The organism is Streptomyces sp. NPDC005808 (assembly GCF_042871385.1).
Classification (GTDB): domain Bacteria; phylum Actinomycetota; class Actinomycetes; order Streptomycetales; family Streptomycetaceae; genus Streptomyces.
The window spans coordinates 1-15,212 of the sequence record NZ_JBIAIK010000007.1; the positions used below are offsets into that span (position 1 = coordinate 1).

Here is a 15,212-nt window from a genome sequence, read left to right on the forward strand (position 1 = left end):
TTCTCAAGGAACGGACACTTCCTTCGTACTCACCCGAGAGACTCTCTCAGGCTTTCCTCCGGGCGTTTCCCTTCGGTCTTGCATTCCCGACTCTATCAGATCCTTTCGGGCCTGATTCCCAGTCGGCGGGATTTGCCTGAAGCCTTTCGGCGCTTTCGCGTCGCGGCCTTTCGACATTCACTACGTTAGCCGACTCCCTCAGCAACTCATAATCGAGTTCCGCGAGTTCGAATTACGGCATGCAGGCACGCCGATTTCGCCCCCGTCGAGGGGAGTCGTAGATAGTGGGTTGGCTGCTCTCGGCTGCTGGCTGAACGCCGTAACCGGTTCAAGCGGCTCGGGCTACCTTACGGACCCCCCAGGGGCGAGTCAAGTTCGGGGGCTCCTCGGCGCATGGGCCCGATAGGGGCTCACCGTCGGGTCGTTGGCGATCCAAAAGCGCCAGGGGTGAACGCTCCCGTCGCCGGCCACGCCCGTGCGGGGACCGCTGCGCACCTGGTCGGGGTCGACGGGAGTGCCCGTGAGGAGGGTCAGGGGACCTCCCTCGGGGGCACAGGCGTCGGTGCCGTCGAGGGTGCGGTCCACGTCCAGGGCTGTGGTCAGGCGGGCAGGTCCTTTGGCCAGTTCCTTGTCATTTCGGGCCGAGATTCGACGTTTGCGGGTGAGTTCTGCGCCCTCTGTGATCTCGCCGGCACGCAGCAGGACCGCACAGGGCTTGCCCTCGGGACCGCACACCAGGTTCATGCAGTGCCACATGCCGTAGGTGAAGTAGACGTACACGTGTCCGGGTGGACCGAACATCACGTCGTTGCGGAGTGTGCGGCCGCGATAGGCATGTGAGCCGGGGTCGTTCGGGCCGTCGTACGCCTCGACCTCTGTGAGGCGGACCTCGATCGGGCCGTCCGGCGTGCTGCGTACCAGGACGCGGCCCAGAAGGTCGGGGGCTACGTCCAGTACAGGTCGGTCGAAGAAGTCGCGTGTGAGGGGCGTACGGTCAGGGGCCGTGATCATGGCGTACGAGCGTAGTCCAGATGGGTGCGTGTCGGCGGGGTGGTCAGGGGGCGGCTCCCTTGGAAGGGTGAGGGCGCGGAACCGGCGGCGGTCGGATTGCGTTTGTACGGATCAAGGAATCCAGACAGACAGCAAACAGCAGACACAGGACAGAACAGGCGTTGCCTGGGGAGGAAGTGACATGGGGTTCAAGCGGCTGCTTGCGAGCCTGGGGGCCGGTGGGGCTTCGGTCGAGACGGTCCTGACCGAGATCAACACTGTTCCGGGCGGCGTCGTCCAGGGGGAGGTGCGGATCCAGGGCGGGTCCGTGAACCAGGCGATCGAGGGTCTTTCGGTCGGTCTGCAGGCCAAGGTCGAGGTCGAGGGCCAGGACCAGGAGTACAAGCAGGACGTCGAGTTCACCAAGCTGCGGCTCGGTGGGGCCTTCGAACTGCAGGCCAATGGTGTGCACGCGGTTCCGTTCGGCCTCGAGATCCCGTGGGAGACGCCGATCACGACGATCGACGGTCAGCCGTTGCGGGGGATGAACATCGGGGTGACCACCGAGCTGCAGATCGCGCGTGCCATCGACTCCAGCGACCTGGACCCGATCAGCGTGCACCCGCTGCCGGCGCAGCAGGCGCTCCTGGACGCGTTCATCCAGCTGGGATTCCGTTTCAAGAACGCGGACCTGGAGCGCGGTCACATCCGGGGTACGCGACAGAAGCTGCCCTTCTACCAGGAGATCGAGTTCTTCCCGCCGTCGCAGTACCGCGGGCTGAACCAGGTGGAGCTGAGCTTCGTCGCGGACGACCGCGAGATGGACGTCATCCTGGAGATGGACAAGAAGCCGGGCCTTTTCAGTGAGGGCAGCGACTCGTTCCGCTCCTTCCAGGTGGGGCTGCACGACTACCAGCGCACGGACTGGGCCGCGTACCTGAATCAGTGGCTGTCGGAAGTCGGCAGCAAGCGCAGCTGGTTCTAGGCTCGGCCGGGAACCGTCACACCGATCAGGAGGTACCGAGGTGACCGAACTCAAGCGGCCGCCGCTCCCCCACGACTTCCATCCGCCCGTGCCGTCGTTCACGGTCACGAGCGATGATGCCGAACAGGGTGCGACGCTCAAGGACGCTCAGGTCTACGCGGCGGGGAACACCTCGCCGCAGCTCCGCTGGGAGGGCTTCCCACCGGAGACCAAGAGCTTCGCCGTGACCTGCTACGACCCGGACGCCCCCACGGGCAGCGGGTTCTGGCACTGGTCCGTCTTCGACATTCCGGTCTCGGTCACCGAGCTGCCGACCGGTGCGGGCACCGGCAAGTTCGAAGGGTTGCCCGAGAGCGCGGTCCAGGTGCGCAACGATTACGGGTCCAGGGACTTCGGTGGCGCCGCGCCGCCGCCCGGGGATCCGGCGCACCGGTACGTCTTCACGGTGTACGCCGTGGACCAGGAGAAACTCGGTCCCGACGCGGATGCGTCGCCCGCGGTCGTGGGCTTCAATCTGCGGTTCCACACCCTGGCGCGAGCCCAGCTGATCGCCGAGTACGCGGCAGGCGCGGACAGCTGAGGGTTCATGGAACGTTTGCCCGTCTCTGGTCTTGGAATTGATCAGAGGCGGGCATTTTTTATTGCGTTGTCCATCTCGGCGTGCCCGGCCAGAGTTGATCCAAGCCCGCCGGGGAGTGGGCTTGTGCGCAGAGGAGGTGGGCTGGATGCGGGACACGCTGGTGCTGAATGCGAGCTTTGAGCCACTGTCGACGGTGACGTTGAACCGAGCCGTCGTCCTGGTGCTGCAGGACAAGGCTGTCGTGGAGCAGGCCCACCCCGAACTGCGTATGCGCGGAGCCGCGCTCGACATACCCGTGCCCCGGGTGATCAGGCTCTGCCGCTATGTCCGGGTGCCGTTCCGAAGACAAGCTCCGTGGTCGAGGCGCGGTGTGCTGATCCGCGACAGGCACAGGTGCGCCTACTGCGGCAGGCGGGCGACAACAGTGGACCACGTGGTGCCGCGGGCGCAGGGCGGTCAGGACTCCTGGCTGAACACGGTCGCCTCGTGCGCGGAGGACAATCACCGCAAAGCGGCCCGTACGCCGGACCAGGCGGGTATGCCGCTGCTCCGGCAGCCGTTCGAGCCGACGCCGGCGGACGCGATGCTGCTGGCGCTGGGCCGGGACGACTTCGACGCGCTGCCGCAGTGGCTTGTGCAGCCGGCCGCGTAGTTCGTCGTACGTGACTGGGGCCCGCCTTCTTCGGAAGGCGGGCCCCAGTCACGTACATGCGCGTTCGTCAGTCGGTGACGGACGGCTTCTCGCGGCGCTCGGTGCCGCCGCCGCCCGAATTCCCGCCCGAATTCCCGCCCATCGGGCCGAAGTTGCCCATGGCGCCGCTGAGTCCCTTGAGTGCGTCGCCGATCTCGCTCGGCACGATCCAGAGCTTGTTGGCGTCGCCCTCGGCGATCTTCGGGAGCATCTGGAGGTACTGGTAGGCGAGGAGCTTCTGGTCGGCGTCTCCGGCGTGGATGGACTCGAAGACCGTACGGATGGCCTGGGCCTCGCCCTCGGCGCGCAGGGCGGCCGCCTTGGCCTCACCTTCGGCGCGCAGGATCGCGGACTGCTTCTCACCTTCGGCGGTGAGGATCGCGGACTGGCGGATACCTTCGGCGGTGAGGATCGCGGCGCGCTTGTCGCGGTCCGCGCGCATCTGCTTCTCCATCGAGTCCTGGATGGAGGTGGGCGGCTCGATCGCCTTGAGCTCGACGCGGTTGACGCGGATGCCCCACTTGCCGGTTGCCTCGTCGAGGACGCCGCGCAGGGCCGCGTTGATCTCCTCGCGGGAGGTGAGGGTCCGTTCCAGGTCCATGCCACCGATGATGTTGCGCAGGGTGGTGACGGTGAGCTGCTCGATCGCCTGGATGTAACTGGCGACCTCGTACGTCGCGGCGCGGGCGTCGGTCACCTGGTAGTAGATGACGGTGTCGATGTTGACGACCAGGTTGTCCTGGGTGATCACCGGCTGCGGCGGGAACGGGACGACCTGTTCGCGCAGGTCGATGCGGTTGCGGATGGAGTCGATGAACGGGACGACGATGTTCAGTCCGGCGTTCAGCGTGCGCGTGTAGCGGCCGAAGCGCTCGACGATGGCCGCGCTTGCCTGTGGGATCACCTGGATGGTCTTGATCAGGGCGATGAAGACCAACACCACCAGAATGATCAGGACGATGATGATCGGTTCCATCGTTGCTCCCCGTACCCTTCTCCGCTCGGTAATTCCTGAAGATCTTATGGTTGTTGAAGATCTTGCTGGACGAGTGTGACAGACAGTTGTCTGTGCTGTGGGGCGTTCGGTTCACTTGCGTCGTACGAGGTCACATGACGATCGCCGTGGCGCCTTCGATATCGACGACGTCCACCTCCTGGCCCACCTCGTAGGCCACTCCGGCGTCGAGGGAGCGGGCCGACCAGATCTCCCCGGCGAGCTTGATCCGGCCGCCGCCCGAGCCGTCGACCCGCTCGAGGACCACCGCCTGCTTGCCCTTCAACGCTTCTATGCCCGTGGCGAGTTGGGGCTGCTGTGCGCGGTGCCGGGCCGCGATGGGGCGTACGACGGCGAGCAGCGCGACCGATACGGCGACGAAGACGACGACTTGGAGTACGACACCGCCTCCGAGGCCCGCTGTGACGGAGCCGGCGACGGCGCCCACCGCGAACATCCCGAACTCGGGCATCGCGGTCACGACGAGCGGAATACCGAGTCCGGCCGCGGCGATCAGCCACCACACCCATGCGTCTATGTCGTCCACATGGTCATGGTAGGTCCGCGGGACCTGCCGCGGACAGGGCGCCGATCAGGTTGGAACAGGCTTCTTACCGGGGGCTTTTGGGGGTTTGCGCGGTCAGGACATGGGCAGGCCCTGCGCGGTCCAGCGCTCGCCGACCTGTTCCACGACGAGTGGGAGGCCGAAGCAGAGGGAGAGGTTGCGCGAGGTGAGTTCGAGCTCCAGGGGGCCCGCGGCGAGCACCTTGCCCTGACGGATCATCAGGACGTGGGTGAAGCCGGGGGCGATCTCCTCGACATGGTGCGTGACCATGATCATGGACGGTGCGATCGGGTCGCGGGCGAGGCGGCCGAGACGGCGTACGAGGTCCTCGCGGCCGCCGAGGTCGAGGCCCGCGGCGGGCTCGTCCAGGAGCAGCAGCTCGGGGTCGGTCATCAGGGCGCGGGCGATGAGGGTGCGCTTGCGTTCGCCCTCGGAGAGCGTGCCGAACCTGCGGTCCAGGAAGTCGCTCATGCCGAGGCGGTCGAGGAAGGCACGGGCGCGCTGCTCGTCGATGTCCTCGTAGTCCTCGTGCCAGCCGGCGGTCATGCCGTACGCGGCCGTGAGCACGGTCTGCAGGACGGTCTGGCGCTTGGGGAGCTTCTCGGCCATGGCGATACCGGCCATGCCGATGCGCGGGCGCAGCTCGAAGACGTCGACCTTGCCGAGGGTCTCGCCGAGGATGGTGGCGGTGCCCTGGCTGGGAAAGAGGTAGCTGGAGGCGAGGTTCAGGAGGGTCGTTTTTCCGGCGCCGTTCGGGCCGAGGATGACCCAGCGCTCGCCCTCCTTGACCGACCAGGAGACCTGGTCCACCAGAGCCCGGCCCTCGCGGACCACGGATACGTCCTCCAGCTCCAGTACATCGCTCATGAGCGCGTTGTCTCCCATTGCAGTCTCGGCCGTCGCTTACGTCTGTGGACGCAGCCCCCAGGGAAAACCTACGCCACCGGTCGGCCGCTCCATTCCATCGGCCGGTCCTTAGGGTGGAGGCATGCTCTCGGAACCACGCTCAGGACGACTGGCCGCCTGGGGAAACGCCCTTTTGGCCGGACTTGTTTCACCGGATGACGCGGTCCTCGCCATTGTCGGGGAGGACGCGGTGCACCGGGTCGAGGGGCTGCCGGGCGAGGTGGGGCCCGTCGGTCTCACGCTCGCTCTCGGCCGGCTGCGCGCGCTCGGGGTGACCGGGCTGCGGGTCGCGCTGCCCGCTCCCGGGCACCCGCTGGGGCTCAGCGGACCGCCGGACTTCAACGCGCGCGCTCTCGACGCCGAGGAGGCCGTCGTCTGCCACGGGGTGGCACTCGGGCTCGTCCCCGAGGTGTACGAGGCCGGTCCCGACGGCGATGTGCACGTCGAGGTCGTCTGGCACTGCCTCGCCGTACGGGAGGCGCCGCCGGCCGATGTGCCGTCCCTCGGGGAGGCCGAGCGGGAGCTGGCGGAGGCGTTGCGGGACGCCACGGAGATGCTTTCGCGGCTGGACGTGGCGGGGTCGGGGCCGGTCGCCGAGGCGGCGGTGGAGGCGTACCGGGCTCGGGCGGAGCGCGGGCGGGAGGTACTGGCTCCTGGGTATCCGCCACGTGCGGTACGGGTGTTGGAGCTTGCCCAGCGGGTGGGACTGCTGATCTCGGTCGCGCAGGAGAACGGGCATGGCGGGGCGGTGAGCGCTTCGGAGATGGCAGCTCGGGCGGAGGCGTTGCGACCGGTGGAACGGACGGGGCGGCGGGCGCAGGTGGCGGCGTACAACGCGTTTGTGGAGGAGCGGGAGCGGGGGGTTCGCTGAGCGGGGGGCTTTGTTGCCCCGTGGCGGGGTCGGCGGGAAGGTTTTTCGCCCCCTTCGGGCCGGCCCGGCCCTTGTTCCTGGGGGCTCCGCTCCCAGACCCCTGATCCCTCGAACGCCGGACGGGCTGAAACCGCGATGCCCACGGGTCGGGACGGTGCGCGCTCGTCCTCGCACGCCGGACGGGCTGAAAGAAAAAGCCCCGCATGCCGTTTCCGGGCGCGGGGCTCTTCTCGAATGGGGCGGACGTCAGTCGTTCACGCCTGTGTTGCCGAACGCGGGGTTCAGCAGGCCGATGACGTTCACGCTGTTGCCGACCACGTTCACAGGGATGTGGATCGGGGCCTGGACGGCGTTGCCGGAGGCGACGCCCGGCGACTTCACGGCTGCGGCCTCGGCACCCGCGTCGGCGACAGCGGCACCGGCAGAGGCACCGGCGGCGATCCCGGCGACGGTGAGGGCCACGGCTGCCTTCTTGGCGATGTTCATGAGAAGCGTTCCTCCTGCGTTTGCGGATCCGACCCGGCCGCGGGTCGTACGCTGAGCAACGCCCGTAATGCCCCTTACGACACGGGGGACTTCACCGAACTGCCCATTCGGCCTATTGGGCCGACGAGCGGACAACCCGACCGGCCCCCCGAGGGCACCCGGGAGGCCGGTTGTCATGATCGGTCCGGTAAGGACCTCAGTTGTTGAGGCCGAGGTTGCCGAATGCCGGGTTGAGAACGCCGATGACGTTCACGCTGTTGCCGACCGCGTTCACGGGGATGTGGATCGGGGCCTGGATGGCGTTGCCCGAGATGACGCCCGGCGAGCCCAGGGCCTTGCCGTCCGCCTGCGCGCCGTCCGTGGCGGAGGCGAAACCGGCACCGGCGGCGACGAGGCCACCCGCCACCATCGTGACAGCTGCGGCCTTCTTCAGGTTCTTCACTTCTAAGCCCTCCTAGCGACCACTGCGGCAAGTCCCGCAGCACGCACTGGAGAACGGCCGAGATCCACAGAGGTTGCGCCATCCGAGGGACATACACACGACGGTATGAATCTCAGCCCGGAGCGGGACCTTCCGAATTGCCGGTCACCCGGCCGCACCGTGCCGTACCGCCCACAGCGCGGCCTGGGTGCGGTCGGCGAGGTCGAGTTTCATCAGGATGTTCGAAACGTGCGTCTTGACGGTCTTTTCGGAGAGGACGAGCGCGCGGGCGATCTCGCGGTTGGAGCGGCCGTCCGCGATCAGGCCGAGCACCTCGCGCTCCCGCTCGGTGAGCGAACCGCCTCTTCCCTGGCCCGAGTTGGCCTCCTCCTGGGAGAGCAGGACACCCGCCACCTCGGGCTGGAGCAGGATGTGCCCGGCGTGCACGGAGCGGATGGCGCCGGCGAGGGCGTCGGGGTCGACGTCCTTGTACACATACCCGGCGGCGCCCGCGCGCAGGGCCGGGACCACCGTGCGCTTCTCGGTGAAGCTGGTGACGATCAACACGCGCGCGGGGTTGGTGAGTTCACGGAGCTTGCGCAGCGCCTCGACGCCGTCCATGCCCGGCATCCTGACATCCATGAGGACGACGTCGGGCTTCAACTCCTCGGCGCGGGCGACTCCTTCGGCGCCGTCGGACGCCTCTCCCACCACCTCGATGTCGTCCTGAACCTCCAGGAACGTGCGCAGGCCCCGGCGGACCACTTGGTGGTCGTCGACGAGCAGCACCTTGATTGCGTCAGCCACCAGGAACCTCCATCTCGATCGTGGTGCCCTTGCCGGGCGCCGATTTCACCGTGAGCGTGCCGCCGACCCCGCTCGACCGGTCACGCATGGAGACCAGGCCCAAGTGGCGTCCCGCACTGCGGATCGCGGTCGGCTCGAAGCCTCTGCCGTCGTCGGTGATACGCAGGACTGCGCCCTGTCCGTCCCGCTCAAGGGTGACGTCCACCTGAGCCGCACCCGAGTGCCGCAGCGCGTTGTGCAGGGCTTCCTGGGCGACGCGCAGCATGGCCTCCTCCTGGGAGGCGGGCAGCGCCCGTACACCGCAGCTGCTGAAGGTCACGCGCGCGGAGTGGGCACGGTCGAGGACCTGGATGTGGGTGCTCAGTGTGGCGACCAGCCCGTCCTCGTCCAGGGCGGCGGGGCGCAACTCGACGACGGCGGCGCGCAGTTCGTCGGCAGCCTCCGCGGCGAGCGCGGCCACCTGCTGCAGTTCGCCCTTGGCGCGCGAGGGGTCGCGGTCGACGAGCGTCGCGGCGGCCTGTGCGGTGAGGCGCAGGGAGAAGAGCTTCTGACTGACGGCGTCGTGGAGTTCGTGGGCGAGCCGGGAGCGCTCCTCGGCGATGGTGAGCTCGCGGCTGCGCTCGTAGAGGCGGGCGTTCGTCAGGGCGATCGCCGCGTGCTGGGCGAGGATCGTGAGGAGTTCCTCGTCGTCCTCGGTGAAGCCGCAAGTGCCTTCCGGTTCGGGGCTCCGGGGGTCTGGGGGGAGCTCTCCAGACGGACGGAGCTTGTTGGCGAGGAACAAGGCGCCGATGACCTCGTCGCCGTCGCGGATCGGCAGGCCCAGGAAGTCGGACATGTCGGGGTGGGCGCCGGGCCAGCCCTCGAAGCGGGGGTCCTTGCGGACGTCGGAGAGGCGCTCGGGGCGGGCCTCGTGGAGCATCGCGGCGAGGATGCCGTGCTGGCGCGGGAGCGGGCCGATGGCTTTCCACTGGGCGTCGCTGATGCCGTCGACGACGAACTGGGCGAAGCCTCCGTGGTCGTCCGGGACGCCGAGCGCCGCGTACTGGGCGTCGAGCAGCTCGCGGGCCGAGGCGACGATCGTCTTGAGGACGTCGCGCACCTCGAGGTGCCTGCTCATGGCCAGCAGCGCGGAACTCACCGCGTACAGACCGGACCGGGGGCCTTGGCTCATGACCCCAACGTACCTGCGGGGTGTGACAACCCGTATCCGACCTGTGGCCGCCGCTGCCTAGGCCGGTGGGCCTAGGGCAAAGGACCCCTGATCTTCGCGACCCGTGTACGAGGCGGCGGGGGCGGTCCGGTTCCTACGTTGAGGTCACCGCCGACGCAAGGCGGCCGAGGACGAGGGGACGTGTGGGGCATGCCGGTAGCGATCATCACAGGGGCTTCGAAGGGGTTGGGGCGGGCGCTCGGCGCGGCCCTGGCCGAGCGCGGCTGGGATCTGGTGCTCGACGCCAGGACCGCGGGGGTGCTGGAGGAGACGGCGGTGGCGCTGTCCGCGTACGGGACGCGGGTGGAGGCGCTGCCCGGGGATGTCACGGATGCCGGGCACCGCGCCGAGCTGGTGGCGGCGGCCCGGAAGCTCGGAGGCGTCGACCTTCTGGTGAACAACGCGAGCGCGCTGGGCGCGGAACCGCTCGTACCTCTGGAGGGGCTGTCGCTGGACGGCTTGCGGCGGGCTCTGGAGGTCAACGTGGTCGCCGCGCTGGGTCTGATCCAGGAGGCGCTGCCGTTGCTACGGGCGTCGCGGACGGGCACGGTCATCGACATCAGCTCGGACGCGGCCGCCGAGGCGTACGAGACGTGGGGCGGGTACGGGGCGTCGAAGGCCGCGCTCGACCATCTGTCGGCGGTACTCGCCGAGGAGGAGCCCGGCCTGCGGGTCTGGGCGGTCGACCCCGGCGACATGGGCACGGACCTGTACGCGGCCGCCGTACCGGACGACGACGGTCCGCGGCCGGAGCCGGCCAGTGTGGTTCCGGCCTTTCTGCGACTGCTGGACCGGCGTCCGGCCAGCGGTCGGTACGGTGCTCCCGCTCTGCTGGAGACCCGATGACGACCGCTCTGCGGGTTCCGGAGGAGCGGCTGGCGCGGGTGCCGGCCGAGCAGCGGGGGCCGGGGCTCGACCGGGATTCGGTGCGGCTGCTCGTCTCGCGGGGCACCGAGGTCTCGCACCACGAGTTCGTGGAACTTCCGGGGCAGCTGAGGGCCGGGGACCTGCTCGTGGTCAACACCTCTGCGACGCTGGCCGCGGCCGTCGACGGGAACATCGGGCACGCGCGCGTAGTGGTGCATTTCTCCACGCGCGGTGATGACGGGCGGTGGGCCGTCGAGCTGCGGGATCCCGACGGAAGGGGCACCACGCGTGCGCGTGCGGGCGGGCCGGCAGGAACGCAGGTGCGCCTCCCCGGGGGCGTACGGCTGGTGCTGGAGGAGCCGCTGACCGCACGCAGTCTGCGGCTGTGGTGGGGGCGGGTGCCTGACGCGGACGTCCTCGGGCTGCTGCGTCGGCACGGGCGTCCTGTTCGCTACTCCTATACGGAGAGGGACCAGCCGCTGTCCGTCTATCAGACGGTGTTCGCGCTGCCGTCCGACGACGGCGACGGCAGCGCGGAGATGCCGAGTGCCGCGCGGCCCTTCACCCCGCGTCTGGTGGCGGAGCTGGTGAGCCGGGGCGTGCAGTTCGCGCCGATCACGCTGCACACCGGGGTCGCGTCGGCCGAGGCGCACGAGCCGCCGTATCCGGAGAGGTACGAGGTGCCGCCGGCGTCGGCCCGGCTGATCAACGCGGCGAAAGCAGGAGAGGGCCGGGTCGTCGCGGTCGGCACGACGGCCGTACGCGCCGTCGAGTCCGCGGCGGAGCCTGACGGGGTGGTCCTGCCCCGGAAGGGCTGGACGGACCTCGTGGTGACCCCGGAGAGGGGCGTGCGGGTCGTCGACGGGCTACTGACGGGGCTGCATGAGCCGGAGGCCTCGCATCTGCTGATGCTGGAGGCGATCGCGGGAAGGGCTGCCGTGAACCGCAGCTACGACGCTGCGCTGAGCGGGCTCTACCTCTGGCACGAGTTCGGGGACGTGCACCTCATTCTTCCGGACAAGAGCCCTCACTCTGGGCATTGCTCCAGCAACTGCTGGTGAGACTGGCGGGTGGCCGGTGTGACCCCGCGCATAGGGCGCACATCACGTACGAAGGGGCATAGGAGATAAAGGGGACCTTCGTGAGCGGGAAAGGCGTGACAGTCTGTCCCGTTTTGCCCTTCCAGGGTCCACTATCGGGCTTCGTACGTCACACCTTTGCCACAGGTTTTTGCGGCCGCTAAGAATGGCCTCCGTCGCTCAGCGCCGCGGGTTCCGCCCCGCGGCGTTTGTTCCGGAAACACTCTGTCCCCACCCGGACCGGGAGCGACCTCCGCGCTATTCGAAGAGGTCCATCAGTCATGCCCAAGAACACCACCACTCCTGGTCATAGTCCCAAGCTGACCAAGACCCACAAACTGTCGATCGCCGGTGTCGCGACCCTGGGTGCCGCCGCCCTCGCGTTCTCGCTGGTGCCGGGCAACGCCGGGACCACCACGAGCGACGCCGCCGTCTCCTCGGCCCAGGTCGCCTACAGCGACCAGCAGATCAAGGACGTGAAGGCCAGCGTCACCGACCAGCTGGCCGGCGCCGACCTGAAGACGCAGGACATCGCCGCGAAGCAGAAGGCGGCCGCCGACGTCGCGAAGAAGGCCGCCGACGCGGCGGCCAAGAAGAAGGCTGCCGCCGAGGCAGCCGCCAAGAAGAAGGCCGCGGACGCACGCGCGAAGAAGCAGGCCGCGAGCCGCTCCTCCGTGCGCATCCAGGCCGAGACCGTCGCCGCGAAGACGTACGCCAACAACCTCGACGGCTGGATCCGCCAGTCCCTCGACATCATGGCGAAGAACGGCATCCCGGGTACGTACGACGGTCTGTACCGCAACATCATGCGCGAGTCGACGGGCAACCCGAACGCCATCAACGGCTGGGACATAAACGCCCAGAACGGCACCCCGTCGATCGGCCTGCTCCAGGTGATCAAGCCGACCTTCGACGCGTATCACGTCGCCGGCACGGCCTGGAGCCAGTACGACCCGGTCGCCAACATCACCGCCGCCGCCAACTACGCGGCGGACAAGTACGGCTCGATCGACAACGTCAACGGCGCGTACTGAGCAGTCCGGGCGCGGAGCTGCGACACGTACGCCGAAGGGCGGCACCCCGGCTGGGGTGCCGCCCTTCGGTCGTGCCCGCGCGCTTACTTGCGCATGACCTCGGGCTCGTGGCGGCGCAGGAAGCGTGCCACGAGGAAGCCGCAGACCACAGCGAGCGCGATGAGGGCGACCATGTCGAGGGTCCACGTGGCCATGGTGTGGTCCCACAACGGGTCCGTGCTGGTCGGGTCGTCCTTGTTCGGGCTGAGCACGTTGAAGTCCAGCGTGGCGCCCGCCGCGGCCACCGCCCAGCGCGACGGCATCAGGTACGAGAACTGGTTGACGCCGATCGCGCCGTTCAGGGCGAACAGGCAGCCCGTGAACACGACCTGGACGATCGCGAACATGACGAGCAGTGGCATGGTCTTCTCGGCCGTCTTCACCAGCGAGGAGATGACCAGGCCGAACATCATCGAGGCGAAGCCCAGCGCCATGATCGGGATGGTGAGTTCCAGCTTCGTCATGCTGCCGAGGAACAGACCCTCCTTCGGGACCTCACGGGTGGCGAAGCCGATGGCTCCGACCAGACCGCCCTGCAGGATGGTGATCACCCCGAGCACGATCACCTTGGACATCAGGTAGGCCGAGCGGGACAGGCCCGTCGCGCGCTCCCGCTCGTAGATCACCCGTTCCTTGATGAGCTCTCGGACGGAGTTGGCCGCGCCGGCGAAGCACGCGCCGACGGCGAGGATCAGCAGGACCGTCTGAGCGGTGGCGTTGCCCTGGTTCACGCCCGACTTGTTGAAACGGGGAAGCAGGTTGTCGCCCTGGTCGATGAGGATGCTGACCGAGCCGAGGACGAGCGGCAGGATCACCGTCAGCGCCAGGAAGCCCTTGTCCGACGCGATCACCGATACATAACGTCTGATCAGCGTGGAGAGCTGGGACAGCCAGCCCTGCGGCTTCGGCGGCCGCATCGCCTGCGGCGGTGGCATGTGTACCGACTGCGCGGCGACGGCGTCGATGTCCGCCGCGTACATCTGGTAATGCTGCGAGCCCTTCCAGCGGCCCGCCCAGTCGTAGTCGCGGTAGTTCTCGAAGGAGGAGAAGACGTCGGCCCAGGTCTCGTAGCCGAAGAAGTTGAGTGCCTCCTCGGGCGGACCGAAGTAGGCGACCGCGCCGCCCGGAGCCATCACCAGGAGCTTGTCGCAGATGGCGAGTTCGGCCACGGAGTGCGTGACGACGAGGACCGTACGGCCGTCGTCGGCGAGGCCGCGCAGGAGCTGCATGACGTCGCGGTCCATACCCGGGTCGAGTCCTGAGGTCGGCTCGTCCAGGAAGATCAGCGACGGCTTGGTGAGCAGCTCCAGGGCCACCGAGACACGCTTGCGCTGGCCACCGGAGAGGGAGGTGACCTTCTTCTCCTTGTGGATGTCCAGCTTCAGCTCGCGGAGCACCTCGTCTATACGGGCGTCGCGCTCCTGCGCCGTGGTGTCGGCGGGGAAGCGGAGCTTGGCCGCGTACTTGAGGGCCTTCTTGACGGTCAGTTCCTTGTGCAGGATGTCGTCCTGCGGGACCAGACCGATGCGCTGGCGGAGCTCGGCGAACTGCTTGTACAGGTTCCGGTTGTCGTAGAGGACGTCGCCCTCGTTGGCGGGGCGGTAGCCCGTGAGCGCCTTGAGGAGCGTCGACTTGCCGGAGCCCGAGGGGCCGATGACCGCGACGAGCGACTTCTCGGGTACGCCGAAGGAGACGTCCTTGAGGATCTGCTTGCCACCGTCGACCGTCACCGTCAGGTGGCGGGCGGAGAAGGAGATCTCACCGGTGTCGACGAACTCCTCGAGGCGGTCGCCGACGAGGCGGAACGTCGAGTGGCCGACGCCGACGATGTCGTTCGGGCCGAGCAGCGCCGTGCCGCCCTTGGCGATCGGCATACCGTTGACGTACGTACCGTTGTGCGAGCCGAGGTCGCGGATCTCGTAGCGGCCGTCCGGCGTCGCGTGGAACTCCGCGTGATTGCGCGAGACCTGCAGGTCCGAGACGACCAGCTCGTTCTCCAGGGCACGGCCGATTCGCATCACGCGGCCGAGCGAGAACTGGTGGAACGTGGTCGGGCTGCGGTCGCCGTAGACCGGTGGTGCCCCCGCGCCATCACCGGAACCCTGCTGCGGCGGGATGTTCGCAGCCTGCTGCGGCCGCTGCCAGCTCTGCTCCGGAGCCTGTTGCTGCGGCGGCTGCGCCCAGCCGGGGTTCGCGCCCTGCGCGGCGAGCGGCTGCTGTCGCGGCTGCGCGACCGCGGCCGCGGCGCCGGACAGGTTCAGACGCGGTCCGTCGGTCGCGTTGCCGAGGTGCACGGCCGAGCCGGGGCCGATCTCCATCTGATGGATCCGCTGCCCCTGCACGAACGTGCCGTTGGTGCTGCCGTGGTCCTCGATGACCCAGCTGCGGCCGTCCCAGTTGATCGTGCCGTGCCGCCAGGACACCCTGGCGTCGTCGAGCACGATGTCCCCCTGCGGATCACGTCCGAGGGTGTATGGCCTGGACGCGTCGAGCGTCCAGGTCCTTCCGTTCAGTTCCAGTACGAGTTCTGGCACTCCATGCCCCACTGAGTTGTCCCCCGAAGTTGCCCCATCACAGGGAGTTTAGGGATGTCGAACATCCTGGGGAACTATTTCAGTTGGAGCCCCCTGACCGAAAGTCGGGTGTCGTGAAGGGTGAGTACGGGCGGGTTGCCCGTTTCCGTTGAC

Annotated in this window: 16 protein-coding genes; 7 read left to right on the forward strand and 9 right to left on the reverse strand. The window is 68.4% G+C overall.

Going from position 1 to position 15,212, the window contains the following annotated elements; genetic code table 11:
* Nucleotides 1-369 precede the first annotated feature (369 nt).
* Entirely contained in the window at nucleotides 370-1,011 is a 642-nt protein-coding gene (locus ACFYPC_RS16985) for a DNA-3-methyladenine glycosylase (protein ID WP_388676287.1), read from the reverse strand.
* A 181-nt stretch (nucleotides 1,012-1,192) separates the two neighbouring features.
* Here ACFYPC_RS16985 and ACFYPC_RS16990 point away from each other — a divergent pair, with 181 nt between their 5' ends.
* The 3 genes from ACFYPC_RS16990 to ACFYPC_RS17000 all read left to right on the forward strand — a co-directional run bounded on the left by ACFYPC_RS16990 (nucleotide 1,193) and on the right by ACFYPC_RS17000 (nucleotide 3,207).
* Nucleotides 1,193-1,975 (forward strand): sporulation protein, encoded by a 783-nt coding sequence (locus ACFYPC_RS16990; protein ID WP_388676290.1) that lies wholly within the window; start codon nucleotides 1,193-1,195, stop codon nucleotides 1,973-1,975.
* A 40-nt stretch (nucleotides 1,976-2,015) separates the two neighbouring features.
* Nucleotides 2,016-2,555: a YbhB/YbcL family Raf kinase inhibitor-like protein gene (locus tag ACFYPC_RS16995; RefSeq protein WP_388676293.1), complete on the forward strand. Its 540-nt coding sequence runs from the start codon at nucleotides 2,016-2,018 to the stop codon at nucleotides 2,553-2,555.
* 145 nt (nucleotides 2,556-2,700) lie between these two features.
* On the forward strand, nucleotides 2,701-3,207 hold the full coding sequence (locus ACFYPC_RS17000) for an HNH endonuclease (protein WP_266825462.1): 507 nt from the start codon (nucleotides 2,701-2,703) through the stop codon (nucleotides 3,205-3,207).
* A 67-nt stretch (nucleotides 3,208-3,274) separates the two neighbouring features.
* On the opposite strand, the gene ACFYPC_RS17005 is transcribed toward ACFYPC_RS17000, so the two are convergent.
* The 3 genes from ACFYPC_RS17005 to ACFYPC_RS17015 all read right to left on the reverse strand — a co-directional run bounded on the left by ACFYPC_RS17005 (nucleotide 3,275) and on the right by ACFYPC_RS17015 (nucleotide 5,672).
* Nucleotides 3,275-4,222: an SPFH domain-containing protein gene (locus tag ACFYPC_RS17005; protein WP_385737353.1), complete on the reverse strand. Its 948-nt coding sequence runs from the start codon at nucleotides 4,220-4,222 to the stop codon at nucleotides 3,275-3,277.
* A 130-nt stretch (nucleotides 4,223-4,352) separates the two neighbouring features.
* Nucleotides 4,353-4,787, reverse strand: a complete 435-nt coding sequence (locus tag ACFYPC_RS17010) for an NfeD family protein (RefSeq protein ID WP_388676296.1) — start codon at nucleotides 4,785-4,787, stop codon at nucleotides 4,353-4,355.
* Nucleotides 4,788-4,880: 93 nt separating this feature from the next.
* Nucleotides 4,881-5,672 (reverse strand): ABC transporter ATP-binding protein, encoded by a 792-nt coding sequence (locus tag ACFYPC_RS17015; RefSeq protein WP_388676299.1) that lies wholly within the window; start codon nucleotides 5,670-5,672, stop codon nucleotides 4,881-4,883.
* Nucleotides 5,673-5,793: 121 nt separating this feature from the next.
* Here ACFYPC_RS17015 and ACFYPC_RS17020 point away from each other — a divergent pair, with 121 nt between their 5' ends.
* Complete coding sequence (locus ACFYPC_RS17020; protein WP_388676302.1) at nucleotides 5,794-6,582, forward strand: hypothetical protein; 789 nt, start codon at nucleotides 5,794-5,796, stop codon at nucleotides 6,580-6,582.
* A 246-nt stretch (nucleotides 6,583-6,828) separates the two neighbouring features.
* Here ACFYPC_RS17020 and ACFYPC_RS17025 read toward each other — a convergent pair whose 3' ends face one another.
* The 4 genes from ACFYPC_RS17025 to ACFYPC_RS17040 form a co-directional block, all read right to left on the reverse strand.
* Nucleotides 6,829-7,068, reverse strand: coding sequence for a chaplin (locus ACFYPC_RS17025; RefSeq protein ID WP_388676305.1), 240 nt, complete (start codon nucleotides 7,066-7,068; stop codon nucleotides 6,829-6,831).
* 196 nt (nucleotides 7,069-7,264) lie between these two features.
* The gene (chpE, locus tag ACFYPC_RS17030; RefSeq protein ID WP_388676308.1) at nucleotides 7,265-7,510 is read right to left on the reverse strand and encodes a chaplin ChpE; all 246 of its coding nucleotides are present in this window, start codon (nucleotides 7,508-7,510) and stop codon (nucleotides 7,265-7,267) included.
* Between the two features lie 144 nt (nucleotides 7,511-7,654).
* A complete protein-coding gene (locus ACFYPC_RS17035; protein WP_388676311.1) occupies nucleotides 7,655-8,296 on the reverse strand; it encodes a response regulator in 642 nt (213 codons plus the stop codon).
* Entirely contained in the window at nucleotides 8,289-9,467 is a 1,179-nt protein-coding gene (locus ACFYPC_RS17040; protein ID WP_388676314.1) for a GAF domain-containing sensor histidine kinase, read from the reverse strand. The genes ACFYPC_RS17035 and ACFYPC_RS17040 overlap by 8 nt, the downstream gene beginning before the upstream one ends.
* A 189-nt stretch (nucleotides 9,468-9,656) precedes the next feature.
* Here ACFYPC_RS17040 and ACFYPC_RS17045 point away from each other — a divergent pair, with 189 nt between their 5' ends.
* From ACFYPC_RS17045 to ACFYPC_RS17055, 3 genes are all read left to right on the forward strand, one after another.
* A complete protein-coding gene (locus ACFYPC_RS17045; RefSeq protein ID WP_388676316.1) occupies nucleotides 9,657-10,352 on the forward strand; it encodes an SDR family NAD(P)-dependent oxidoreductase in 696 nt (231 codons plus the stop codon).
* On the forward strand, nucleotides 10,349-11,434 hold the full coding sequence (locus ACFYPC_RS17050) for an S-adenosylmethionine:tRNA ribosyltransferase-isomerase (RefSeq protein WP_388676318.1): 1,086 nt from the start codon (nucleotides 10,349-10,351) through the stop codon (nucleotides 11,432-11,434). The genes ACFYPC_RS17045 and ACFYPC_RS17050 overlap by 4 nt, the downstream gene beginning before the upstream one ends.
* A gap of 299 nt (nucleotides 11,435-11,733) precedes the next feature.
* Nucleotides 11,734-12,486 carry a transglycosylase SLT domain-containing protein gene (locus ACFYPC_RS17055; protein ID WP_388676320.1) on the forward strand — a complete coding sequence of 251 codons (753 nt, stop codon included), beginning with the start codon at nucleotides 11,734-11,736 and terminating at the stop codon, nucleotides 12,484-12,486.
* 83 nt (nucleotides 12,487-12,569) lie between these two features.
* Here ACFYPC_RS17055 and ACFYPC_RS17060 read toward each other — a convergent pair whose 3' ends face one another.
* A complete protein-coding gene (locus ACFYPC_RS17060) occupies nucleotides 12,570-15,059 on the reverse strand; it encodes an FHA domain-containing protein (RefSeq protein WP_388676322.1) in 2,490 nt (829 codons plus the stop codon).
* Nucleotides 15,060-15,212: the final 153 nt, after the last annotated feature.